The 24,169-nt window shown below is 70.0% G+C and carries 20 protein-coding genes; 12 read left to right on the top strand and 8 right to left on the bottom strand.

What is annotated here, in order from left to right; translation table 11 throughout:
• Positions 1–56: 56 nt before the first annotated feature.
• The 8 genes from H5368_RS07520 (at position 57) to H5368_RS07485 (ending at position 12,843) form a co-directional block, all read left to right on the top strand.
• Positions 57–1,253, top strand: coding sequence for a cystathionine gamma-synthase (locus H5368_RS07520; RefSeq protein WP_182822907.1), 1,197 nt, complete (start codon positions 57–59; stop codon positions 1,251–1,253).
• The gene (locus tag H5368_RS07515; RefSeq protein ID WP_182822905.1) at positions 1,250–2,209 is read left to right on the top strand and encodes a hypothetical protein; all 960 of its coding nucleotides are present in this window, start codon (positions 1,250–1,252) and stop codon (positions 2,207–2,209) included. Before H5368_RS07520 ends, H5368_RS07515 begins: the two co-directional genes overlap by 4 nt.
• Positions 2,206–4,488 (top strand): glycosyltransferase family 2 protein, encoded by a 2,283-nt coding sequence (locus tag H5368_RS07510; RefSeq protein ID WP_182822903.1) that lies wholly within the window; start codon positions 2,206–2,208, stop codon positions 4,486–4,488. Before H5368_RS07515 ends, H5368_RS07510 begins: the two co-directional genes overlap by 4 nt.
• An 18-nt stretch (positions 4,489–4,506) precedes the next feature.
• Positions 4,507–6,834, top strand: coding sequence for a glycosyltransferase family 2 protein (locus H5368_RS07505; RefSeq protein WP_255486385.1), 2,328 nt, complete (start codon positions 4,507–4,509; stop codon positions 6,832–6,834).
• A 57-nt stretch (positions 6,835–6,891) separates the two neighbouring features.
• A complete protein-coding gene (locus H5368_RS07500) occupies positions 6,892–7,440 on the top strand; it encodes a hypothetical protein (protein ID WP_182822901.1) in 549 nt (182 codons plus the stop codon).
• A 66-nt stretch (positions 7,441–7,506) separates the two neighbouring features.
• Positions 7,507–8,304: an ABC transporter permease gene (locus tag H5368_RS07495; protein ID WP_343203890.1), complete on the top strand. Its 798-nt coding sequence runs from the start codon at positions 7,507–7,509 to the stop codon at positions 8,302–8,304.
• Positions 8,294–9,658 carry an ABC transporter ATP-binding protein gene (locus tag H5368_RS07490; RefSeq protein WP_182822897.1) on the top strand — a complete coding sequence of 455 codons (1,365 nt, stop codon included), beginning with the start codon at positions 8,294–8,296 and terminating at the stop codon, positions 9,656–9,658. The genes H5368_RS07495 and H5368_RS07490 overlap by 11 nt, the downstream gene beginning before the upstream one ends.
• Positions 9,659–9,663: 5 nt before the next feature.
• Positions 9,664–12,843 carry a glycosyltransferase gene (locus H5368_RS07485; protein ID WP_182822895.1) on the top strand — a complete coding sequence of 1,060 codons (3,180 nt, stop codon included), beginning with the start codon at positions 9,664–9,666 and terminating at the stop codon, positions 12,841–12,843.
• Here the strand turns inward: H5368_RS07485 and H5368_RS07480 are convergent.
• Positions 12,831–13,889: a glycosyltransferase family 2 protein gene (locus tag H5368_RS07480; RefSeq protein ID WP_182822893.1), complete on the bottom strand. Its 1,059-nt coding sequence runs from the start codon at positions 13,887–13,889 to the stop codon at positions 12,831–12,833. The two genes, H5368_RS07485 and H5368_RS07480, sit on opposite strands and share 13 nt — an antisense overlap.
• Entirely contained in the window at positions 13,886–15,739 is a 1,854-nt protein-coding gene (locus H5368_RS07475) for a DUF2142 domain-containing protein (RefSeq protein ID WP_182822891.1), read from the bottom strand. The genes H5368_RS07480 and H5368_RS07475 overlap by 4 nt, the downstream gene beginning before the upstream one ends.
• Before the next feature lie 307 nt (positions 15,740–16,046).
• On the opposite strand from H5368_RS07475, the gene H5368_RS07470 reads away from it, so the two are divergent.
• The 4 genes from H5368_RS07470 (at position 16,047) to H5368_RS07455 (ending at position 18,769) form a co-directional block, all read left to right on the top strand.
• Positions 16,047–16,439 (top strand): EamA family transporter, encoded by a 393-nt coding sequence (locus H5368_RS07470; RefSeq protein WP_220486511.1) that lies wholly within the window; start codon positions 16,047–16,049, stop codon positions 16,437–16,439.
• A complete protein-coding gene (locus tag H5368_RS07465; protein ID WP_182822889.1) occupies positions 16,436–17,299 on the top strand; it encodes a class I SAM-dependent methyltransferase in 864 nt (287 codons plus the stop codon). Before H5368_RS07470 ends, H5368_RS07465 begins: the two co-directional genes overlap by 4 nt.
• Before the next feature lie 73 nt (positions 17,300–17,372).
• Positions 17,373–18,134 carry a CoA transferase subunit A gene (locus H5368_RS07460; RefSeq protein ID WP_182822887.1) on the top strand — a complete coding sequence of 254 codons (762 nt, stop codon included), beginning with the start codon at positions 17,373–17,375 and terminating at the stop codon, positions 18,132–18,134.
• On the top strand, positions 18,134–18,769 hold the full coding sequence (locus H5368_RS07455) for a CoA transferase subunit B (protein ID WP_182822885.1): 636 nt from the start codon (positions 18,134–18,136) through the stop codon (positions 18,767–18,769). Before H5368_RS07460 ends, H5368_RS07455 begins: the two co-directional genes overlap by 1 nt.
• Before the next feature lie 110 nt (positions 18,770–18,879).
• Here H5368_RS07455 and H5368_RS07450 read toward each other — a convergent pair whose 3' ends face one another.
• From H5368_RS07450 to H5368_RS07425, 6 genes are all read right to left on the bottom strand, one after another.
• Entirely contained in the window at positions 18,880–19,824 is a 945-nt protein-coding gene (locus H5368_RS07450) for an electron transfer flavoprotein subunit alpha/FixB family protein (RefSeq protein WP_182822883.1), read from the bottom strand.
• Entirely contained in the window at positions 19,824–20,576 is a 753-nt protein-coding gene (locus H5368_RS07445) for an electron transfer flavoprotein subunit beta/FixA family protein (protein ID WP_182822882.1), read from the bottom strand. Before H5368_RS07445 ends, H5368_RS07450 begins: the two co-directional genes overlap by 1 nt.
• A gap of 94 nt (positions 20,577–20,670) precedes the next feature.
• A complete protein-coding gene (locus tag H5368_RS07440; RefSeq protein ID WP_182822880.1) occupies positions 20,671–21,078 on the bottom strand; it encodes a GtrA family protein in 408 nt (135 codons plus the stop codon).
• Positions 21,075–22,043 (bottom strand): WxcM-like domain-containing protein, encoded by a 969-nt coding sequence (locus tag H5368_RS07435; RefSeq protein ID WP_182822878.1) that lies wholly within the window; start codon positions 22,041–22,043, stop codon positions 21,075–21,077. The genes H5368_RS07440 and H5368_RS07435 overlap by 4 nt, the downstream gene beginning before the upstream one ends.
• Positions 22,040–22,999, bottom strand: coding sequence for a glycosyltransferase family 2 protein (locus tag H5368_RS07430; protein ID WP_182822876.1), 960 nt, complete (start codon positions 22,997–22,999; stop codon positions 22,040–22,042). Before H5368_RS07430 ends, H5368_RS07435 begins: the two co-directional genes overlap by 4 nt.
• Positions 22,984–24,090: a DegT/DnrJ/EryC1/StrS family aminotransferase gene (locus H5368_RS07425; protein ID WP_182822873.1), complete on the bottom strand. Its 1,107-nt coding sequence runs from the start codon at positions 24,088–24,090 to the stop codon at positions 22,984–22,986. Before H5368_RS07425 ends, H5368_RS07430 begins: the two co-directional genes overlap by 16 nt.
• Positions 24,091–24,169 lie beyond the last annotated feature (79 nt).

Here is a 24,169-nt window from a genome sequence, read left to right as displayed (position 1 = left end):
TGGCCACCGCTGGCCCGATGCTACAATCCGCAGTCTTTTCAAGCGGATGTGAAGGCATGCACGACGATCAGGGACACGGCGGCGCGGACACGTCCGGGTGGGGCCATGGCACCCGGGCGATCCACGCCGGGCAGTCGCCGGATCCCTCCACCGGCGCGGTCATGGTGCCGATCTACGCGACCTCCACGTACGCGCAGTCCAGCCCGGGCGTGCACCAGGGCTTCGAGTATTCGCGCACCCACAACCCCACCCGCTTTGCCTACGAGCGCTGCGTGGCCGGGCTTGAAGGCGGCAGCCGCGGCTTCGCGTTCGCCTCCGGCCTCGCCGCCAGCGCGACCGTGCTGGAGCTGCTCGACAGCGGCGCGCACGTCATCGCCATGGACGACCTCTACGGCGGCAGCTACCGGCTGTTCGAGCGCGTGCGCCGGCGCACCGCGGCGCTGGACTTCAGCTTCGTCGACCTGACCGACCCCGCCGCGTTCGAAGCCGCGATCACGCCGCAGACGCGGATGGTCTGGGTCGAAACCCCCACCAACCCGATGCTCAAGGTCGTCGACCTGAAGGCGATCTCCGCGATCGCCCGCAGGCACGGCCTGCTGATGGTGGTCGACAGCACCTTCGCCTCGCCGATCCTGCAGCGCCCGCTGGAACATGGCGCCGACATGGTGCTGCACTCGGCCACCAAGTACCTCAACGGCCACTCCGACATGGTCGGCGGCATGGTGGTGGTGGGCGACAACGCCGATCTCGGCGAGCAGCTGGCGTTCCTGCAGAATTCGGTGGGCGCGGTGCAGGGGCCGTTCGACAGCTTCCTCGCACTGCGCGGGCTGAAGACGCTGCACCTGCGCATGCGCGCGCACTGCGACAACGCGCTGGCGCTGGCGAAGCACCTCGAGTCCCATCCGGCGATCGAGCAGGTGATCTATCCCGGCCTGCCGTCGCATCCGCACCACGCGCTCGCCGCGCGCCAGATGGACGGCTTCGGCGGCATCGTGTCGGTGGTGGTGAAGGGCGGCCTCGCCGGTGCCACGCGCTTCTGCGAGCGCCTGAAGATCTTCACCCTGGCCGAGTCGCTGGGCGGCGTGGAAAGCCTGGTCAACCATCCGGCGGTGATGACGCATGCGTCGATCCCGGTGGAGCGCCGCGCAGTGCTCGGGATCAGCGATGCGCTGGTGCGTCTGAGCGTCGGGGTGGAGGACGTGGCCGACCTGATGGCCGACATCGAGGCGGCACTGGACAGCGTCACTCCATGACGCAACCCCCGGGCGCGGATTCCAGCCACGGGGCGGGCGTGCCATCGGCGCTGGCCTTTGCCGTGTCCGGCGTGGTGTCCGAGGGTGACGCCGGGCCCCGCCTCGGCTACCGCTGCGCGGGCGAGGGGTACGACCCCGCGCGCCGCGTCGCCGGCGTGGTGGTCGGCATCGACGATGGCGTCAGCCTGCGCTTCGCGCTGCCGGCGGCATCGGTCGATTTCATCCTGCTGGAGCCGGCCGCGATTTCGGGCCATTACAGCGTCACGCACATGGTGTATGCCGGCACGCCTGTCGATGACCTCGCGCGGCGCGTGATGGCGGCGCACGAGCGCCTGGGCGACGCCGCAGGACCGGGCGCCATCGCCTTCTCCAATGATCGCGGGCGCCCTTCGCTGGAGCTCGATGTCCGCGGCCTCGGTGCTGTCGGCGGCGGGCAGCACCTGGAACTGGTGCTGCGTCGCGAGGCCGACGGCGTCGCGGCGGCCGATGCGTTCGCGCGCGTCCTGGCGGCGATCGGCCGCGGGCAGGACGCCGACCACGCTGCCGGCGCGCGCCTGGCCCGGACGCTGCAGGCCCTGTCGGCGCGCATGGACGGGCTCGCGGCCGCCATCGACACGCGTGCGGACGGGCCGGGGCAATCCGGCCTGGCCGACGCGATCCAGGCGCTGGTCGCCGCGGGCGCTGCGCGCGATGAACGCATCGCCGGGCTCGAGCGGCAGTTGGTGGCCCTGGCCGGCGTCCTGGGGCGCACCGAAACGTCGCTGGCCGCGCTCGCGCCCATGGTCGAGAACGCGTCGGCGATCGCGGCGACAGCGCGCGAGCAGTCCGCGCGCGATGGCGACGCGTTGCGGGCGGAGCTCGCCTCGCTGCACGGGCAGGTCCGGCACGTGGCGGATTCGATCGACAACCTGTTCTGGCGTCGCTGGGCGCGGCGGCTGCGTGGAGGTGGGCGGTGACCGGCGGCGCAGCGGCCGTCGACGTGCCGCGGTTGGAGGTGCTGCGGTACTCCCCGCTGCACCAGCTTGAGCCGCTCGCCGATGGCGCGTGGCTGGCCACCGGCGACGACCCGTACTTGCTGGTGGAGTTGCCGGAATCGGTTCGCGATGGCGGCGCCCTGCGCATCAGCGTCGAACTCGACGGCGAACACCTGCAACGGCCCTGCCTCTACCTCGATTCCGGCAGCGGCTGGACCGAGTCGGGACGCTTCGAGCTCGTGCCCGACGGCCCGCGGCACTGGACCGCGCTCGCGTGCGTGGAGGCGCTGGCCGGCCCGGCCCGCTTCGACCCCAGCGAGTGCGCCGGCCGCTTCCGGCTTGGCATGCTGACGCTCGAGCGCGTGGCGCCGGCCGCGCTGGCGGTGGAGCTGCTCGCGCGTGATGCGGCGGCACACCCGGAGTCGGCCGCCGACGTGCTCGCACGCGCGGCGGCAATGGCGCAATCCTTCGGCCACCGGGCGGCATGCGCGTGGCTGCTCGCCGGCGGGCCGGATCGCGTGCGCGAGCCGCCGGGCTCGTATGCCCGGTGGATCGGCCTGTACGATTCGCCGACACCGGCCGAGCTGGCCGCGCTGCGCTGCGCGGTTCGCGCGCTGCCGGCGCGGCCCCTGCTGTCGCTGTTGCTTCCGGTGTCGGGCGAGCGCCACGAACTGCTGCAGGCCTGCATCGCTTCCCTGCTCGAGCAGGCCTATCCGGACTGGGAGTTGCTGCTGGTCTGCGACGCGCAGGCGCTGTCCGCGCCGATGCGCGCCGCGGTGGACGCGGCGATCGCGCAGAGCAGCCGCGTCCGCATCGTCCCCGGACCGGCAGACGACGTGGCCGCCTGGAACCGCGCGCTGGCCGCCGCAGGCGGCGCCTGGATCGGCGTGATCGAGGGCGCGCCGGTGTTCGCGCCGCACGCGCTGGCGGCGCTTGCGATGGCCGCGGCCGCGCATCCCGGCGCCGGCCTGGTCTATTCCGACTGCGACCGGATCGACGCGGCCGGGCGCCGCCATGCGCCGGGCTTTCGCCCGGACTGGAACCCGGACCTGTTCCTCGCACGCGACTACATCGGGGCCGCGGTGCTGTTCGAGACCGCCCTTGTCCGCAGGGCAGGAGGATTCCGCACCGACCATGCACCTGCCCTTGTCGGTGACCTCGCGCTGCGCTGCGTCGGGCTTGCCGACGTGGCGTCGGTCCACGTGCCGATGGTGCTGTCGCACTGGCCCGACGGCGCGGTGGGCGAACCGGCCGCGCGCGCCGAAGCGCGCCGCGCCGCGCTGCGCGAGCACCTCGGCGACCGCGTGATGGCGGTGGACGCGGTCGGTGACGGCGCGCGCCTGCGCTGGCCGCTGCCGGCGCCACCGCCGCGCGTCAGCATCGTCATCCCCACGCGTGACCGCGTCGACCTGCTGCGCCTCTGCGTGGAGAGCATCCTGTCGCTCACCACCTACCCGGACTTCGAGCTGCTGGTCGTCGACAACGGATCCAGCGACGCCGAGGCGCTGGCCTACCTGGCGTCGCTGGACGCGCGGCCGCGCGTTCGCGTGCTGCGCTACGACCGGCCGTTCAACTATTCGGCGATCAACAACTTCGCCGTGGCGCAGGCCACCGGCGCGGTGGTGGCGCTGCTCAACAACGACATCGAAGTGATCTCGCCGGACTGGCTCGACGAGATGGTCGCGCACGCGATACGGCCTGGCATCGGCGCGGTGGGCGCGATGCTCTACTACCCCGACGACACCATCCAGCACGCGGGCGTGGTGGTGGGCCTGGGCGGGGTGGCCGGCCATGTCTATTCCCGCCAGCCGCGCGGCAGCGCGGGCGAAGACGGGCGGGCCATGCTCGTCCAGGACATGACCGCGGTGACGGCCGCCTGCCTGGTGGTCACCAGGTCGGCATGGGACGCCGTCGGCGGCCTGGACGAGGCGTTGATGGTGGCGTTCAACGACATCGACTTCTGCCTGCGCCTGCGCAGGGCCGGCTACCGCAACCTGTGGACCCCGCACGCCGAGCTGTACCACCACGAGTCGGCCAGCCGCGGCAGCGAGGACACGGAAGACAAGTTGCGCCGCTTCCACTCCGAAGTGGCCTTCATGACCGATCGCTGGGGCACGTTGCTGCACGACGACCCTGCCTACAATCCCAACCTTTCGCTCGCGCACGGCGCGGCCAACGCGCTCGCTTCGCCCCCCCGCCGCGGCTTGCGGTCGTGGCTGGCCGACGCGCTCGCGGGCGCGTCCCGCGCCGCGCCGCAATGATCGACCCCGGATGATCCGATGAAGCAGATTGACGACGCCCGCGCATCCGCGGGCGCGAGCGTGGCGCTGCCGATGCAGCCGATCAACCACGTGCGCACCCTTGCCGAAGAACACGCGTGGGAAGCGGTCGGCAACGACCCCGCGTTCCGCTGCACCTTGCCCGGGGGCGGGCTCGAGGCGGGCTGGTACGAGGTGGACGCGGCGCTGGAGCTCCTGCAGGGCCCCGAGCCGTGGAGCTACTTCTATCCCGACTATGGCGACCCCGACCTGGAACGCCACAAGGTATTCGTGCCGTGGCGCGCAGCGGGTGGCGGGCGCCAGCGCGCGATCGTGCTGTTCACCAACCACGTGCACAGCCTGCGCCTGGATCCGGCGGTCGCGGTATGCAGGTTCCGGCTCGACGACCTGCGGCTGCGACGCGTCGGGCGCCGCGAGGCGGCCGGCACCATGCTGCGCGAGGTACTCGGCGACCACGACGCTGGCGCGGGCGAGACCCTGCGGCGCGTGGCGGGCCTCGCGGGGCAGCTGTTGTCCGGCGGCGCGCGGGCGTTCGCCGCGCACCTGTACGCGCTGTATGCGCGCGCACCGGCCGGCAGCGCCAACGTCGGCTACCAGACCTGGGTGGACCTCTACGATTCCTGCTCGACCGAAGTGCTCGAAGCGGCCGCCAGGGAGGCGGCTTCGCTCGCGGTGCAGCCGCTGTTCTCGATCATCGTGCCGGTGTACGACACGGAGGAGCGCTGGCTGCGCCAGTGCGTGGACAGCGTCCGCCGCCAGGCGTACGACAACTGGGAGCTGTGCCTGTCCGATGACGCCTCGCCCTCGCCGCATGTGCGCAGGCTGCTCGCGGAGCTGTCGGCGGCGGATCCGCGCATCAAGGTGGTCCACCGCGACAGCAACGGGCACATCTCCGCCGCGTCCAACAGCGCGATCGAGGCGGCCTCGGGCGATTGGCTGGTGCTGCTGGACCATGACGACGAACTGCATCCGCGCGCGCTGGCCGAGCTGGCGGGGGCGATCAACCGCTTCCCGGACTGGAAGCTGATCTTCAGCGACGAGGACAAGATCGACGAGGACGGTGTCCGCTTCGATCCGTACATGAAGTCGGACTGGAACTACGACCTGTTCCTGTCGCACAACTGCATCAGCCACCTCGGCGCGTACGACGCCGCCATGGTGCGCGAGGTGGGTGGTTTCCGGGTGGGCATCGAGGGCAGCCAGGACTGGGACCTGGCCCTGCGCTGCATCGAGCGCATCCGCGCCGACCAGGTGGGGCACATCCCCAAGGTCCTCTACCACTGGCGTGCCATCAAGGGCTCCACCGCGCTCGCGCCACAGGAGAAGGGCTATGCTCACCACGCCGGGCTGCGCGCGATCGCCGGGCACCTGGAGCGCACCGCGTCCACGGGGCGCGTGGAGGAGATCCCCGGGCAGCACGGCAACTACCGCGTGCGCTACGCGGTGCCCGATCCGGCCCCGCTGGTCAGCATCATCGTCCCGACCCGTGACAAGGTCGAACTGCTGAAGGCCTGCATCGACTCCATCGTCGAAAAGACCACGTACCCCGCGTACGAGATCGTGGTGGTCGACAACCAGTCGTCGGAACCCGATGCGCTGGACTACCTCGCATCGCTGCGCGGCGATGCGCGGATCCGCGTCGTCACGTATGACGCGCCGTTCAACTATTCGCGCATCAACAACCACGCGGTGGCCGCGGCGCGCGGCAGCGTGTTGTGCCTGATGAACAACGACATCACCGTGATCACCCCCGGCTGGCTCGAGGAAATGGTCGGCCACGCCTGCCGCCAGGGCGTCGGTGCGGTGGGCGCGATGCTGTACTACCCCAACGACACCATCCAGCATGCGGGCGTGATCCTGGGTGCGCACGGGGTGGCGGCGCACGCCTATGCCGGCCACGGCCGCGGCTACCCCGGGCACATGAGCCGGGCGCGCCTGATCCAGGAGCTCAGCGCGGTCACGGCCGCCTGCCTGGTCGTCACCCGCGAGGCCTACGAACGCGTCGGCGGCCTGGACCCGCTGCTGGGCGTCGCGTTCAACGATGTCGACTTCTGCCTGCGGCTGCGCGAGGCGGGCTATCGCAACGTATGGACCCCGTACGCGGAGCTGTACCACCACGAGTCCGCGACGCGCGGCTACGAGACGTCCCCCGAGAAGATGGAGCGCTTCAACGGCGAGGTGGTCTTCATGCGCACCCGGTGGGGCGAAGCCTTGCAGTACGATCCCGCGTACAACCGCAACCTGAGCATCAACGACGAGCTGTACCAGCTGGCGTACCCGCCACGCGAGCAGTGGCCGGGGCCACCGCTGCGTGCCCTCGACCGCTGATCGGTTCGACGATCTTCCGACGATCTTCCACCCCATCTTCCAACGACTGGAGAGACCATGAACAAGATGACCCTGATGGCACCCGCCCTGCTTGCCGGCCTGCTGGTCGCCGGCTGCGGCGAGCGCCCGGCCGACACCGCCGCGGTGGGCGAGCCGGCTGCGCCCGCCGTGGCGCCTGCCCCGGAAGCAAGCGTACCGGTCCCGGCTGCGTCCGCGACCACCGCCTATGCGATGGCCGCCGGCGCAGCCACGGCCGGCCAGTGCGCGCTGGACGTCGTGAACGGCATCCATGCGCCGTCGGTGACCGTGCCGGTGGGCAGCAAGGCGTCCTTCGGTGGCTGGGCCGCCAGCGCGGAGATGCAGGTGCCGGTGGATGCGCTGTTCGTGCTGGCCAATGGCGCCGACAGCCATGCCGTGCCGCTGGTGGCCGGCGCATCGCGCCCGGACGTCGCCGCCGCCCTGGCCAGCGACGCGCTCGCCAACGCCGGCTACAACCTGGAGGTCGACCTCGCCGCCGTGCCCGCGGGCAGCTACGACCTGGTGGTCGTGCTCGACCAGGCGACGTCGGCGTACTGCGATCTCGGCACCAAGCTGGTGCTGGAGTGATTCCAGGCCGCCACGCCAATGCCTGACCCGGCTGTCCGCACATCGGCCCCGCCACGTCCGTGGCGGGTGCTCGCGCCCTTCGGCGCGCTCGGGCGGCACGCCGACCTGACGCGCGAGCTGGTGCTGCGCGACATCCTGGGGCGCTACCGGGGCGCCACGTTCGGCTTGCTCTGGTCGCTGCTCGGGCCGCTGCTGATGCTGGTGATCTACACGGTCGCCTTCGGGCAGATCCTGGGCAGTCGCTGGAACCAGGCGTCGAACGCCGAAGCCCCGTTCGGCGTGGTGCTGTTCCTCGGCATCATGGTGCACGGCTTCTTCGCGGAGTGCCTGGCGCGCTCGCCGCGGCTGATGATCGACAACAGCAACTACGTCAAGCGCGTGGTGTTCCCGCTGCACATCCTGCCGTGGACGGTGATGCTTTCGGCGAGCTTCCACCTGGTCGCAAACGTCATCGTGTTCGCGTTGCTGGCCAAGATCCTCGCCGGCACGTTCTCGCCGTACATCGTGCTGGTGCCCGTGGTGATGCTGCCACTGGCCTTGCTCGCGGTGGCGGTGGGCTGGGTGGCGTCGTCTTTGGGCGTGTACCTGCGCGACCTCAGCCAGGCGATCCCGGTGATCGTGACGGCGCTGCTGTTCCTGTCATCGGCGATCGTGCCGGTGGAGGCCCTGTCGGAGAAGTACCAGCTGGTGTTCCAGCTCAATCCGCTGACCTTCTTCATCGACCAGGTGCGCGAAGTCGCGCTGTGGGGCAGGCCGCCGGACTGGATCGGCCTCGCCTGGCGCGGCGTGGCCAGCGTCGTGGTGCTGTACGCGGCGTATGCCTGGTTCCGCGCCACCAGCCGGGGTTTCGCCGATGTCCTCTGACCCGGTGATCCGCCTGCGGGGCGTCGGCAAGGCGTTCCCCATGTTCGACAAGCCGTACCAGCAGCTGTTGCACGTGCTGGCCCCCGGCATGCGGCCGGTCGCGATGTTCCACGCGCTGCGGGACGTCAATCTCGAGATCCGCCGCGGCGAGAGCATCGGGGTGATCGGCCGCAACGGTTCCGGCAAGTCCACGCTGTTGCAGGTCATGGCCGGCATCCTGCAGCCCTCGAGTGGCGAGCTGATGGTGTCGGCACGCATCGCGGCCCTGCTCGAGCTGGGCGCGGGCTTCAATCCCGAATTCACCGGGCGCGAGAACGTGCGCATGAACGCGGCGCTGCTCGGCCTCAGCCAGCGCCAGATCGACGACCGCATGGACGCCATCCTCGCGTTCGCCGAGATCGGGAGCCACGTCGACCAGCAGGTCAAGACGTATTCCAGCGGCATGTTCATGCGCCTGGCGTTCGCGGTCGCCGTGCATACCGATCCGGACGTGCTGATCGTGGACGAAGCGCTGTCGGTCGGCGACATCTACTTCCAGCGCAAGTGCTTCAAGCGCATCGAGCAGATGCGCCAGGACGGCTGCACGCTGCTGTTCGTGACACACGCTATCGATTCGGTGCTGCAGCTCTGCGACCGCGGCATCGTCCTCGATGGCGGGCGCGTGGTGTTCGACGGCGACGCGCAGCCGGCGGTTAAGCAGTACCTCAAGGTGGTGTTCGGCGAGCTGCAGCAGGAGCCGGAGCCGGGCGACGCGCCGGTCGAGCCGGCCACCGACGCCGATGCCGAAGCCGAAGCCACGCAGGACCGCAACGAGATCGCCGACTTCATGGCTGGCGGTGCACGCGAGCTGATGGCCACGCGGCCCGGCTACAACCGCGACGAGACGCGGCTGGGTGACGGGCGCGTGCGCACCGTCGACTGCATGGTGGTGGGCGACCACGGCAACGGACCGCTGGTGCCCGCGCGCTCGCCGTTCAAGCTGCTGGTCCGCTACCACGCGCCACAGGCGATGGACCGGCTGATCTTCGGGCTGCGCGTGTGCACCGTCACCGGCGCCGTCGTGTACAGCTCCAACACCCTGGTATCCAAGGGCGAACTGTACCGGTGCGATGCCGGTACCACGGCGATCGCGGAGTTCGACCTGCGCTGTTCATTGCTGCGCGGGCAGTATTTCGTGACGGTAGGCGTCTCGCAGCTCGACGAGGACGGCCACGAGATCCATGCGGTCGACCGCCGGTCCGACGTGCTCATCCTCACCGTCACCGGCGAGCTCAACCACGCCGAAGGCGTGGCCGACATGGAAGCCGGATTCAGCCTGGACGCACAGGCCGGCGCGATCCAGCCGATGGGATGAGCGACATGACGCCCTGGCCCGTGGATCAGTTCCTGGTGTCGTCGGTGAACGGCGGCGGGCTGTTCCTGCTCGGGCCGGGCGGACTTGAGCGCTGGTCGAAAGTGGATACGACCGGCGTGGCGCTGGTGCCGACCGGTGCCGTGCTGGCCCGCCAGGCGGAAGGCTTTGCCGAGCTGCGCTGGCTGCGGGGCCGTGACGTCGTGCGGGTAAGCCTTGCGGCGGAGTCGCTCGATCTCCACGACCTCACGTGGCACGCGGATCGCCTGTATGTCGTCGCGACGCAGCACAACCTGATCCGCGAGCTCGATCACGACTTCGCGCTCCTGCGCCAATGGTCGTTCCCCGGTGAAGAGGACTCGCAGCACATCAACTCCGTGTGCGTGCACGACGGCCGACTCCTCGCCTCGCGGTTCGGCCGGTTTGCCACGCACAGGGGCTACAAGGGCGTGACCGGCGGGGCTGGCGAGGTCTTCGACGTCGAGTCGGGCGAAGTCCTCATCGATGGGCTGTCACAACCGCATTCGCTGGTGTCGCATGAAGGGCACCTGTGGCTGTGCGATTCGGAAGCGCGCACCGTGCGGCGTTACCGCGACTTCCGCGAGGACGGCGCGTTCCTGCTGGACGGTTACGTCCGCGGGCTTGCATTCGGTCCGGCTGGCCAGCTGCATGTCGGACTCAGCCGCAGCCGCAACGCGGCGCCGGGCGGCATCGCGTCGGCCTGCGTGGCCGTCTTCGACGTCGCCAGCATGCGCGAACTCGGGCGCGTGCCGCTGCCGGTCGACGAGGTCTACGACATCGTTCCGGTTCCCACCGCGGCCGTCGACGACCTGCGCACGGCGGCGTTTGCCGACGCCGTTGCCGAGTACGACACACTCGTCGACGCCCGCAACCGCGCCGCGGCGGAGGTCACCGACGCGCTCAGGGAGCTGTCCACGATCCACCACGCAGCCAACCTGCGAATCGCGGAACTCGAAGCCGCGACCGTTGCAACCGCGGCGCAGCTGGAGGAAACGCGACGGCTGCTGGTCGCGTCGGAAGCACGGGACAGCGAGGATTCTGCTTGGGCAGGCATGCTCGAAGCCGAGGTGGAGCGGCTGTGGTCGGCCCTGGCAACCGGGGCGCGGGCGGAGGCGACGCTCGCCGGCGGCGGCGTGCTGGCGCCGCGCGTGTCGCGCGCCGACCTGCCGGTGGCCGGCCTCGCGTTCGCGGTGCATGACGCACCGCTGGTGACGATCCTGGTCGCGTCCTACGGCCACTTCGACCAGACCCGCCGCTGCCTGGAGTCGATCCGCGATGCCGGCGCAGACGCGGCGTTCGAGGTGATCCTGGTCGAGGATGCCTCGGGCGAGGTGGAGATGGACCGGTTTGCCCACGTTCCGGGCCTGGTCTACCGGCGCAATGACACCAACCTCGGCTTCCTGCGCTCGGTCAATGCCGCGCTGCCGCTCGTGCGCGGCGCCTGCCTGCATCTCCTCAACAACGACACCGTGGTCACTCCGGGGTGGCTGGATGCGCTGTTGCGGACGTTCGCCATCTTTCACGACTGCGGGATCGCGGGCTCGATGCTGGTGTATCCCGACGGCCGCCTCCAGGAGGCGGGCGGGATCGTGTGGTCCGACGCGTCGGGCTGCAATGTCGGGCGCGGTGGCGAGCCGTCCGACCCGCAGTTCGCCGCCGTGCGCGAGGTCGACTACGTCTCCGGCGCCTCGGTCATGGTGCGCACGGAGCTGTTCCGCCAACTCGGTGGCTTCGACGAGCGCTACGCCCCGGCGTATTACGAAGACACCGACCTCGCATTCCGCCTGCGCGACCGCGGGCTCCTGGCCTTCTTCCAGCCCGCGTCGGTCGTGGTGCACCAGGAAGGCCTGTCGCACGGCACAGACGAAGGCGCCGGCGGCAAGGCATGGCAGGCGCGCAACCGGGAGGTCTTCCGCGAGCGCTGGGCAGTCGAGCTGGCGCGTGCGCAGCTACCGCCGGGCGAACACCCGTTCCTCGCGCGCAGCCGTGCGCAGCTGAAGAAGACGGTGCTGGTTGTGGACGACCTTCCGCCGCATACCGATCGCGACGCCGGCTCGCGGGCGATGTGGCAGTTGATGCGGCTGCTCTGGATGCGCGGCCTCGACGTCAAGTTCTGGAGCCATCGCGTCGAGGGCGAACAGCCCTATCTCGACCTGCTGGCGATGCATGCCATCGAACTGGTCGGCAACGGCGAGGGTGGCCGCGCGTTCGATGCGTGGATGCAGGTACATGGACGGTACGTCGACTACGTCGTGCTAAGCCGGCCGCACGTGGCCATGGAGGCGCTCGATGCAGTACGCCGCCACTCGGTGGCGAAGGTGCTGTACTACGGCCACGACGTACACCACCTGCGCCTGCAGGGTGCGCATGCCGTGCTTGGCACCGATGACGACGCCATCCAGGCGGACACGCTGCAGGCCATCGAGCAGCGCATCTGGGGTGCCGCCGACCTGGTCCTGTACCCGTCGCGCGACGAGACCGCGCGCGTCGAGACGTGGCAACGCGCCAACGGCGCACCCGGGCAGGCCCGCACCGTACCGCTGTTCGCGTATGGGCCGCCGCCGGCATTGCCCGCACATGCGGGTCATGCCCTGGCCGGCCGCGACAGCATGCTGTTCGTCGGCGGGTTCGCCCACGCACCCAACGCGGACGGCATCCTCTGGTTCGCCCGTGAGGTGTGGCCGCTGGTGCACCGGCAGGTGCCCGCGCTGCGGCTCGTTGTGGTCGGCGCCGATCCGGGCGAAGCGGTTCGCGCGCTCGCGGGCGAGGGCATCGAGATCACCGGCGAGGTCAGCGAAGACGACCTCGTCGCGGCCTATGGCCGCGCCCGGGTGGCGGTCGCGCCGCTGCGGTTCGGTGCCGGCGTCAAGGGCAAGGTGCTGGAAGCGCTGCATGCCGGCGTGCCTTGCGTCACCACGCCCGTGGGTGCGCAGGGCCTGGATGATGCCGATGGCTTGGTGGTGGCCGCGGATCCGGCCGCGATGGCTGCCGCGATCGTCCGCCTGGCCACCGACGCCGATGCATGGATGCACGCGTCGGGCGCGGGCCAGGCGTTCATCCTCGCGAACTTCTCCCCGCAGACGGTATGGGAGGCGATCTCGGAGGTGGTGGACGCCACGCCGTATGCGGACATGGCATCACGGCTCGACGCGCTTCAGGCGCCCTGATCGGGGCTGCGCGCGGGCAGCATCGCCATCCCGCGGTTCGCCCTGTGCAGCGGGCGACGGGGGACAGAGGCGATGTCGTAACCCAGGAATGCCAGCACGAACTGCAGGCCGAGGATGATCGGCAGGGCCGAAAGCATGACCGTGCCGGCGGGGGTCGACACGCCCGACTGCATGGACTGCAGCCACGCCTGCGCGCCAAACAGCGCACCTCCGGCAATCAGCAGGGTGCCCGCCACCAGCTCAAGCGAGGCCAGTGAGAGGTCACGCAGGAAGTAGTTGTAGAAGATGCGCTTGCCGAAGTTGCGCACGTGCTTGGCCAGGAATTCGCCCAGGATCCGCGAGATGCGCAGGTTGCTGACCTCGTCACCGTAGTGCGCGTCCATCGGCACGTCGACGGCCACGGCACGAAGCGTGTTCAATCGGAACAGCAGGTCGGTCTCGAAGAAATAGCGCTTGCTGATCCTGTCGAACGGCAGCCGCCTGGCGACGTCGGCGTGGATCGCGGTGTAGCCGTTGGTCGGATCGAAGAGGTCCCAGTATCCGGTCGACAGCTTGGCCATGAACGAAAGCACCGCGTTGCCGAAGATCCGCAGGGGCGGCATGCGCGTGATGTTGGTCAGGTCGAAGAAGCGGTTTCCCTTGGTGTAGTCGGCCTCGCCGGCGGCGATGGGCGCCACGAAGTGCCCGATCAGGCGGGGATCCATCTGCCCGTCGCCGTCGATCTTGACGATGATGTCCGCGCCTGCGGCGATGGCTTCGCGGTACCCGTTGAGCACGGCCCCGCCGACACCCTGATTGACGGCGTTGTAGTGGACGCGCACGCGCGGGTCGGTGCATTCGGTCTCCACCATGGCGCCGGAGCGCTCGGGACAGGCGTCGTCCACGACGATGATGATCTCGACCACCGGCGGAATCGAGGCGAGGACATCGAGGATGTGGGCCTTGACGCGGTAGCAGGGCAGCACGACGGCGATTCGGGGCAAGGTGGCCGTCACGACAGTCTCCGGAGTGATGGCGGAAGTGTGGGGCACGGCCGCGTGCGTCATGGCGCGCTACCGTGGTAGCGTGTCTGGATGCTGGTCAACGCGTCATACGTCAACGCCGGCATGCACAGTACGCAGGCGAGCAACAGCAGCCTGAGCACAGGGCCCGCGCGGAGCGCATTGAAGACCAGCAGGAACGCCAGCGTGGGCAGGAAGTACCGGCCCTGCAGGCCCTGGATCACCGGCGCGTCCACGTGCGTCCAGGTGAGGAACAGGGGAACGGCCAGCAACGCCAGCGAGCCAAGCGCGGCGCCCACGGCGAGTGCCCGGGTCGGCATGGGGATGCGAGTGGCATCCGGGTTCGTCCACAGGCTCGCAAGCAGCATCGCGCCAGCGGCGGAGTAGGCCCAGCTCGACAGCGGCACATCTAGCCAACCGAGTCGCCCGATCATGGAATGGTAAAGCCCAAGCATGCCGTCGCCAAAGAACGTGTTGTACGCCATGCGTGCGACCACCATCGGCTGCTCCACCAGCAACGCGCGGTTCGCCTCCGGATCAACGCCAGGCCCGTAATGCGCGTTGCCTGCCGACCAGATCGTCCATGCCGTGTGCACGACCCAGGGGATCAGCATCGCGGTGACGGCGAGCTCGGCGAAGCGGACGCGCGCGACGCGACAGGCCGGGTAGCAGAACAGCACGGCCGCCAGGATCCACGCCGCACCCGGTTTCGCGAAGGCCAGCATCAGGGCCAGCGCTGGCAGGACCAGACGCGCCCGCTCCGGCGCGAACGTGCCGCCGGCAACGCCGGACACCACGCCCAGGAAACAGAAGCTCAGCGACAACACCAGCGAATCCGCACTGATCGACGCCACCTGGCTGAGGGTCATCGGCAGCAACGCGATTGCGAACAGCGCCCATTTGCCGAACGCCGCGTGGCGGACGCCGTAGGCGACCAGGCAGGCGCCGATGAGCAGGTTGAAGAATCGGGCCAGGTCCAGGAACGTGTCAAAGCTGGTACCGATTCCGCAGGAGGCAGCCAACACCAGTGACGGGGCTGCATACAGGTGCGGCGCGTACTGATCGGCGGACGTGGGCAGCGCGCGTTTCTCGCGGTCGCATGCCAGCGGCTGAGCGAGTTGCTTCTGCAGCTCGGAATCGTCGAGCGCGCCGGGTTGTTCCGCGGCGCCCCACAGTGGTCCGTACATCGCGCCCACGTCGACGACCGGTGCCGACCCCGAATCACCCAGCCATGCGCCACCGTGGATCTTGGCGATCTTGCTGAGATGGGTGACCTCGTCGGGTACGCCATTCGGGGGCAGCGACTGCAGGATCAGTCCGCCAGCTGCCAGCATGAGCACCAGGCACAGCCAATGCGCGCGACGCGAGCACCAGTCGAACCCGGCAGTCGCCATCCGCGCCACGCGGGGTGCACCGTCGAGGATGCGCAGCGAGGTGAAGAACGCTGCCAGTGCGACCAGCGCGGCCAACGCCATGGCCGCACGCCACGGGGCGGTTGCGCGCGGCGCGGCCTGCGCCTGCGAGGCGAGCACAACAAAGGGGTCGGGTGCCATGGGGGCCGCCCGCAGCACCATGCACGGGCCTTCGTGCCGGACCGCGACGTCGTTGGTCGCAATGACGGTGTAGCCGAACTTCGTGCCGTCGCGCCCACGGAGTTCGCACAGCCGCATCGTGGCACTGCCCGGAGCGGGGTCGAGCCGCAGGTGCTCTGCGCTGCCTGCAGGCAGCCGGAGCCGGATCCGTTCATTGCGTACCGGAATCCGTTCGACCGTCGATTCCTTTTCGCTGAAACGCCCGTCCGCCGAATGGAATACCTGGAGCTTCGTCGGCGTGGCCGCATGCGCCTCGAATTTCACGGTGGAACGGGTATGCAGCCATGCGGCGGCAAACGCCATGGTCGCGACGAGGGCAAGCAGGCACGTCGCCGCGAGACGCCCGCGGCGCGAGGCAAGCCGCGTCGGCAACCAGGAGGCCACGGACGCGTGCTTCCCGACCCGGACACTGCGCTCGGGGTTTGAAGGACTCGCAGGCACAGGAAACTCCCTCGGTGTGCGACAACGCCGTCCCGGCGTCCCACGCGTGTCTTGTCTCCGGCGTGTCCGTCGAGCAGGGCGCGTTCAAGCTTGGCGGCCGCGAAGTATACCGGTGCGGACGGACCTGTTGGCGTCGGTTATGATTCGGCGGACCCGCCAGGATTGCGCCATGCCCAGCACGCCCACGCCCACAGCCGATATGGCGGAATACATGACTGCGGCGAATGTGCTGTTGATCCTCGGCACGATCCTCATGCTCTCGTTCGGGCAGGTGCTTTTCAAGAGCGCCTCCGGCCACCTCGACATGTCGCAGCCGGCCACCTGGCTTTCGGTGCCGCTGGTCGCCGCCCTCGCCCTGTATGGCCTCGCCACGCTTTCCTGGCTGGTGGTGCTCTCGCGCGTGCCGCTGTCGTTCGCCTTCCCGTTCTACGGCTTGGCGTTCCTGCTGGTGCCGGTGGTGGCCGCGGTGTTCCTGCGCGAACCGTTGCGCTGGCAGACACTCGCCGGCGGCGTGGTCATTCTTTGCGGCATTGCCATCACCGCCTGGGGGTCGCGTTCATGAGTACCTGTCCGGCCTGTGATGCAACGCTCCGCTCCAGCCTGCCGGCGTGGCACCTCACCTGTGCGGCGTGCACCTACGAAGGTAGCTCGCTGGAGCCGCATATTCTCGAGCAGGCCCAGGGCGGCGACCTTGACGAAGCGTCCCGCCACGATGGACTCGCGGCGTTGCGCCAGGCCAATTTCGCGCGGTTGCTCGAACGGCTGTCGGCGACGGTCAAGCGCGAGGATGGTGCCGTGCCGCGGCTGCTGGATGTCGGCTGCGCCCACGGCTGGTTCATGGAGGCGGCCGCAGGGCGCTTCAGCGTGGTGGGCATCGAGCCTGACAGCGCAGTGGCGGAAGCAACCCGGGCACGTGGCCTTGCCGTGCGCGGCGGCTTCTTCCCGGACGTGCTGGAAGGCGACGAGACCTTCGACGTCATCGTGTTCAACGACGTGCTGGAGCACATCCCCGACGTCAACGCCACCTTGCGCGCCTGTCACGACCACCTGGTGCCGGGTGGCTGGGTGGTGGTGAACGCACCGTCGCGCAAGGGGTTCCTCTACCGGCTCTCGAAGGTGCTCGCCCGCACCGGCATGCCGGGATCGTTCGAGCGGATGTGGCAACTCGGCTTCCCGTCGCCGCACGTGCATTACTTCGACACCGACAGCATCAGACAACTCGCGCGTCGCAACCGCCTCGAACTCGCATCCCGGATGTCCCTGCCTTCGGTCGCCGTCCGCGGCCTGTACTCGCGCATTCGCTATTCGCGTGACGTGCCGGTGGCGAAGGCGGCGGCGTTGGCGACGGCGGTGGCAATCGCGCGCCCGCTGCTTGCGGTATTGCCGCCCGATATCGAAGTCTGGTTGCTGCGCAAGGCCTGACTGCCCTAAAGGACGCTTGTCGTCGCATGGGTCCCCGCTAGACTTGCGGGATACGACCCTGGAGCTGCCAGACATGACCCATCACGCCACGCCGCACGCCGGCAGCGCATCGCCGCCGGCAGGCTCGCCCGCCGGAAAGGTCTTTCCCTCCGCCGACGCGGCCCTGCACGGACTCGTCGCCGACAACCAGACCCTCGCCGTGGGCGGCTTTGGCCTGTGCGGCATCCCGGAGGCCCTGATCGCCGCGCTGCGCGATTCGGGCGTGACCGGCCTCACCGCGATCTCCAACAACGCCGGCGTCGACGGCTTCGGCCTCGGCCAGCTGCTTGCCACGCGCCAGATCCGCAAGATGATTTCGTCCTACGTGGGCGAGAACAAGGAGTTCGAGCGCCAGTACCTGGGTGGCGAACTCGAGCTCGAGTTCAACCCGCAAGGCACGCTGGCCGAGCGCCTGCGCGCCGGCGGCGCGGGCATCCCGGCATTCTTCACCGCCACCGGCTACGGCACCATCGTCGCCGAGGGCAAGGAGACGCGCGAGTTCGCAGGCAAGCACTACGTGATGGAAACCGCGCTGGTCGCCGACGTGGCGCTCGTCAAGGCCTGGAAGGCCGACCGCGCCGGCAACCTGGTATTCCGCAAGACCGCGCGCAACTTCAATCCGGCCTGCGCCATGGCCGGCAAGGCGTGCGTGGCCGAGGTGGAGGTGCTGGTGGAGGTGGGCGACATCGATCCCGACCAGGTGCACCTGCCCGGCATCTACGTCGACCGCATCGTGGTCAACGCCACGCCGGAGAAGCGCATCGAACAGCGCACCGTGCGCGAAGGAGGCAAGTGATGGCCTGGACCCGCGACCAGATGGCGCAGCGCGCCGCGCGCGAGCTTGCCGACGGCATGTACGTCAACCTCGGCATCGGCCTGCCCACCATGGTGGCCAACCATATTCCCGAGGGCGTGGACGTGTGGCTGCAGTCCGAGAACGGCCTGCTCGGCATCGGCCCGTTCCCCACCGAGGATGAACTCGACGCCGACCTGATCAACGCCGGCAAGCAGACCGTCACCGCGCGCGCCGGAGCCAGCTACTTCGGCAGCCACGACTCGTTCGCGATGATCCGCGGTGGGCACATCGACCTGGCGATCCTCGGCGCGATGGAGGTCACTGACAAGGGCGACCTGGCCAACTGGATGGTGCCCGGCAAGATGGTCAAGGGCATGGGCGGCGCGATGGACCTGGTGGCCGGCGTGAAGCGCGTGGTGGTGTTGATGGAGCACTGCACGAAGAACGGCGAGCCGAAGATCCTGCCGGAGTGCACGCTGCCGCTGACCGGCGTGGGCGTGGTGAGCCGGATCATCACCGAGCTGGCGGTGTTCGACGTTACCGCGGACGGGCTGCAGTTCGTGGAGGCCGCGGAGGGCGTCGACGAGGACACACTGCGCGCGAAGACGGGCGTGCCGTTCCGCAAGGGGGCCTGAGGCACGTGTTCCGCACCTGACCGGGTGCGGAGCAAGCCCGCAAGTGAAAAAGGCCGCAATCGCGGCCTTTTTCGTTGCTGCTGGCGATCTTGCCGCGCCGCCGGCCGGGCTCAGCCGCCGAGAGCCGCCTCCAGCTCCGGCAGCACCTGGAACAGGTCACCCACCAGGCCGATGTCGGCCACTTCGAAGATCGCCGAGTCGGCGTCCTTGTTGATGGCGACGATGGTGCCGGCGTCCTTGATGCCGGTCAGGTGCTGGATCGCGCCGGAGATGCCGATCGCGACATACAACTCCGGGGCGATGATCTTGCCGGTCTGGCCGACCTGCATCTCGTTGGGGCAGTAGCCGGCGTCGACCGCGGCGCGTGATGCGCCCACCGCCGCGCCGAGCCTGTCGGCGAACTTGTAGATCACGTCGAAGTTCTCCTTCGAACCCACGCCGCGGCCGCCCGACACCACGCGGCGCGCCGACTGCAGGTCGGGGCGATCGCTGGAGCCCGCGGCGAGCCCGACGAAGCGGGTATGGGTTGGCAGCGTCGCTTCGACGCTCGCCGCTTCGACCGCGGCACTGCCGCCCTTGCCGGCTTCCTTCCAAGACGCGGTGCGCACGGTGGCCACCACGACCTGGTCGGCAGCGGCTTCAACGGTGACGATGGCGTTGCCGGCATAGATCGGGCGCTTGAACACGTGGCTGCCTTCGACGGCCATGATGTCGGAGACCTGCGCGGTGCCGAGCAACGCGGCCACGCACGGCATCAGGTCCTTGCCGAACGTGGTCGAGGGGCCGAACACATGCGTGTAGCCGGCGGCCAGCGCGGCCACCTGCGGCGCGAGCACCTGGGCGATGGCGTGCTCGTTGGCGGCGTTGGCCACGGTGAGCACGCGCGCCACGCCGGCGATCTGCGCCGCTTCCGCGGCGACGGCGGCGGGATCGGCCGCCAGCACCACGATGTCGATGGCGTCGGGCGACAGCGCCTGCGCGGCGGTGACGCACTTGGCGGTGGATGCGTTGAGCTTGCCGCCGAAGTGTTCGGCGACGATCAGGACCTTGGCCATCAGAGCAACCCCTTTTCCTTCAGTGCGGCAACCAGCTCGGCCGCGTCCTTGACCATCACGCCCTTGCTGCGCTTTGCCGGCGCGACGTACTGCGTGGCCTTGAGCGCGCCGCCGGCCTCGACGCCGAGGTCGGCGTACGGGATCGACTCGAGCGGCTTGGACTTGGCCTTCATGATGTCGGGCAGCTTGATGAAGCGCGGCTCGTTGAGGCGCAGGTCGGTGGTGATGACCGCCGGCAGGTCCACTTCCAGCGTCTCCAGGCCGGCGTCGACCTCGCGGGTCACCGTGGCCTTGCCGTCGGCCACCTCGAGCTTCGACGCGAACGTCGCCTGCGGGCGGCCCCAGAGCGTGGCCAGCATCTGGCCGGTCTGGTTGGCGTCGTCGTCGATCGCCTGCTTGCCGAGGATCACCAGGTCCGGCTGCTCCTTCTCCACGAGCTTGAGGAACGCCCGCGCGGCGGCCAGCGGCTGCACATCCTGGCCGGCGTCGATGACCACGTGGATGGCGCGGTTGGCGCCCATGGCCAGGCCGTTGCGCAGGTGCGGCTGCGCGTCGGCGGGCGCGATGGTGGCGACCACGACTTCGGTGGCGATGCCCTTGTCGCGCAGGCGAAGGGCTTCTTCCAGCGCGATCTCGTCGAAGGGGTTGGCCGACAGCTTGACACCGTCGGTGATCACGCCGGTACCGTCCGGCTTGACCTGGATGCGGACGTTGTAGTCCACCACGCGCTTGTAGCCGACGAGGATTTTCATCGTTGCGGTGCGTCCTTGGGGGTAGGGCGGAAACCCGCGATTTTAGCGGGCCTTGGCCCGCGGCGCGAACTTGGCCGCCGTGGTGGCGCGGCCATCATGCCCCGACGGCAGGCCGCAGCACGCGCCGCCCGAGCAGGAACGTCACCGGCATGCTCGCCGCCACCGAGAGGAAAGGCGCCAGGCGCGGGTCGATGTCGAGCGGTCCGATGGCCAGTTCCAGCACGCTGGCACCCACCGCCCAGCCGGCCAGGCACACCAGCGGCCATGCGGCGAAGCTGCGCCATCCACGCCGCGCGCGGAACGCGTAGCGGGTGTGAAGCAGGTAACCGAGGCCCACGCCGACCACGAAGCACACGGCGTACGCCGCCTGCGGCGCCATCCACGGCAGCAGCAGCCAGTACACGATCAGGCAGGCGACGGTGTTTGTGCCGCCGGCGACGACGAAGCGCACGAAGGTGGCGGCCGTGCCGTGGTGGCGCAGCGCAGCCAGCAGCCTGTTCATGCGCCGGGCGCGGCGGCGGCCAGCGCCAGGAACGCGTCGTAGTCGCGGATGTAGTCGCCTGCGTCGTAGGGGTGCGAGGCGAATACCAGCAGCACCGCATCGGGCGAATAGCGGTACTGCGTGCCCCAGGTCATCGGCGGCAGGTGCAGGCCGCGTTCGGGGGCGTCGAGGGTGAACTCGCGGCGGTGCAGGCCGTCGTCGGCCAGCACCCGCACCGAGCCGTGCACGCAGACCAGGAACTGGTGGCATTCCCGGTGCGCGTGTTCGCCGCGGGTCTCGCGCGATGGCACGTCGAACACCAGGAAGTACCGCACCGGCGCGAACGGCAGGTCGCGCGCAAACTCGCCCACTGACAGCGAGCCGCGCAGGTCGATGAAGCGCGGCAACCGCACCATGCGTGCGCCGCCGGTGCCGGCATCGGCGGGGTCGGCGGCGGCGGCGGCAACAGCGTTGCCGGCATGCGTGCCGGGCGCGCCGGCGAGCACCTGGCCGGCGTCGTCGTCGGTGACATAGCCGACGATGCGTGCCGGGTTGCCGACCACGATCGCGTTGGCCGGCACCGAACGGGTGACCACCGCGCCGGCGCCGATCATCGCGCCGCGGCCGATGCGCACGCCCGGCAGCAGCGTGGCGTTGGCGCCGATCGACGCGCCGTCCTCGACCACGGTTTCAGCGTACTGCTCCGGGCGCTGCCGGCTGCGCGGGAACAGGTCGTTGCTGAAGGTGGCATTGGGGCCGACGAACACGTCGTCACCCAGGCGCACGCCATCCCAGAGCTGCACGCCGCACTTGATGGTGGTGCGGTCGCCCACCACCACGTCGCCTTCGATGAACACGCCGTCGCAGACATTGCAGTCGCGGCCGATGCGCGCGCCGGGCAACACGTGCGCAAACGCCCACACCCGCGTGCCGGCGCCGATGGTGTCGCTCTCGCACAGCGCGTTGGGGTGCACGTAATGGCTCATGTGGCGTCGCCCTCGAAGGTCTGCTCGCTGTGCACCAGCGCCAGCGGCCGGGCCTTGGTGTTCTCGAACGCGCGCCAGGCGTAGCTGCCCACCACGCCGAGGCCCAGCGTGTTGATGGCGCCGAAGAACAGGATGGTGAACACCGTGGCCGCATAGCCTGGCACGGTCACCCACCCCGACACCTTGGCCACCACCACCACCAGCGCCAGCGCCACCGCCACCACCAGCGCGAGCGCACCGGTCGCGAACAGGATGCGCACCGGCAGGTCGCTGAAGGCGAACACGCTGTCGGAGAAATACTTGAGCTTCTTGCCCAGCGTCCACGCGCTGCGGCCGTGGGTTCGGCGGCGTCGCGGGTAGGGCAGGAACGCGCGCCGCCCGCCCAGCCAGAACAGCTGCGCCAGCAGGCTGGTGTTGGACTCGCGCATCGCCACCAGGCGGTCGCGGAAGTCGGCGCTGACCGCGAAGATGTCCACGCCGCCGCGCGGGATGTCGGGCATCACCAGGCGCCGGTACAGCGACCAGAACAGCGTGGACAGCAGCCTGCCGAAGAACGGGTCGTCGCGACCGTCGCGCACACCGAAGCCGACATCGGCGCGCCCGTCGCGCAGCGCGGCGAGGAAGCGCAGCGCGAGTTCCGGCGGCTCCTGCAGGTCGGCCGCCATCACCGCGATCACCTGGCCGCGCGCCCTCTCCAGGCCGACGCGGATCGCCGGGAAGGCGCCGAAGTTGCGGGTCAGTTCCACCAGCTGCGCCGGGAAGCCCGCGCTCGGCAATGCGTCGCGCAGCAGCGCATGGCTGTCGTCGGGGCTGCCGTCGACCACCAGCACCGCCTCGAAGCCGCCCTCGACCTCGCGCGCCAGGCCGCGCAGGGCGTCGAGCAGCGCCGCGATCGAGCCGGCATTGCGGTACACCGGCACCACCACCGAGAGCGCGGGCGTCAGAAGCGGTTGCATGCGGCGGTCACCCTCTCGGCTTCGTCATCGGTCAGCTCCGGGAAGCATGGCAGGGTCAGCGCGGTGCGCGCCTGGCGTTCGGTCACCGGCAGCGACCGGCCCGCGTGGCGTCCGGCGAAGCAGGGCTGCTGGTGGTCGGGCAGGGGGTAGTGCACATCGCTGGCGATGCCGGCGGCGTCGAGGTGCGCACGCAGCGCATCGCGGGATTCGCTGTGCACCACGTAGAGATGCGCCACGTACTCGTCGCCGGCGACCGCCGGCACCGCGATGCGCGGGTTGGCGATGCACTGCGAGTAGCGGTTGGCGATGTCGCGGCGGCGCCGGTTCCAGGCGTCAAGCAGCGGCAGCTTGATCGACAGCACGCGTGCCTGCAGTTCATCCAGGCGGCTGTTGCGGCCGCCTTGCAGGGTGTTGACGTATTTCTGTTCCCAGCCGTACTGGCGCAGCGCGCGCAGGCGCGCGGCGATCCCGGCGTCGCGGGTGACGACGGCGCCGGCATCGCCCAGCGCGCCGAGGTTCTTGGTGGGATAGAAACTGAAGGCCGCGGCATCGCCGAATGCGCCGGCGCGGCGGCCGTCGGCGCTGCGCGCGCCATGCGCCTGCGCGCAATCCTCCACGAGCGCGGCGCCATGCGCGCGGCAGGTCTCGGCAATGGCGTCGATCCGCGCGAGGCGGCCATACAGGTGCGTGGCGACCACCGCGCGCAGCGGCCCGTCGCTGTCGCAGGCGCGCGCGAGCTGCGCCGGATCCAGCGTGGCGTCATCACCGACATCGACGAACACCGGTTCCGCGCCGCAGGCCAGCGTGGCCGTGGTGGCGTACATGGCGGCGTTGGCGGGCACCGCGACGCGGTCGCCTGGCACGACGCCAACGGACTTCAGTGCAAGCTCCAGCGCGTCACTGCCGTTGCCGACGCCGACGCAGTGGGCGACGCCGCAATACGCGGCAAAGGCGGACTCGAACGCCGCGACGCCCGGACCCAGTACGTACTGCCCGCTGTCCACCACGTCCGCCAGCGCCGCGGCGAGCTCGACGCGCAGCGCGGCCACGTGGCGCACCAGCGAATTGACGGGAACAAGGGGTGGGCGCATGCGTCACGGCGGGACCGGTTGGCCTGCATTCTGCCAGAAGCCGGCGTGGCACCCGCCGCACCGGACGGCGGCGGCGCCA

Source organism: Luteimonas sp. MC1782, assembly GCF_014164605.1.
GTDB lineage: Bacteria > Pseudomonadota > Gammaproteobacteria > Xanthomonadales > Xanthomonadaceae > Luteimonas.
The sequence above is the reverse complement of the archived record's forward strand: the minus strand, read 5'-3'. Positions and strand labels throughout refer to the sequence as shown.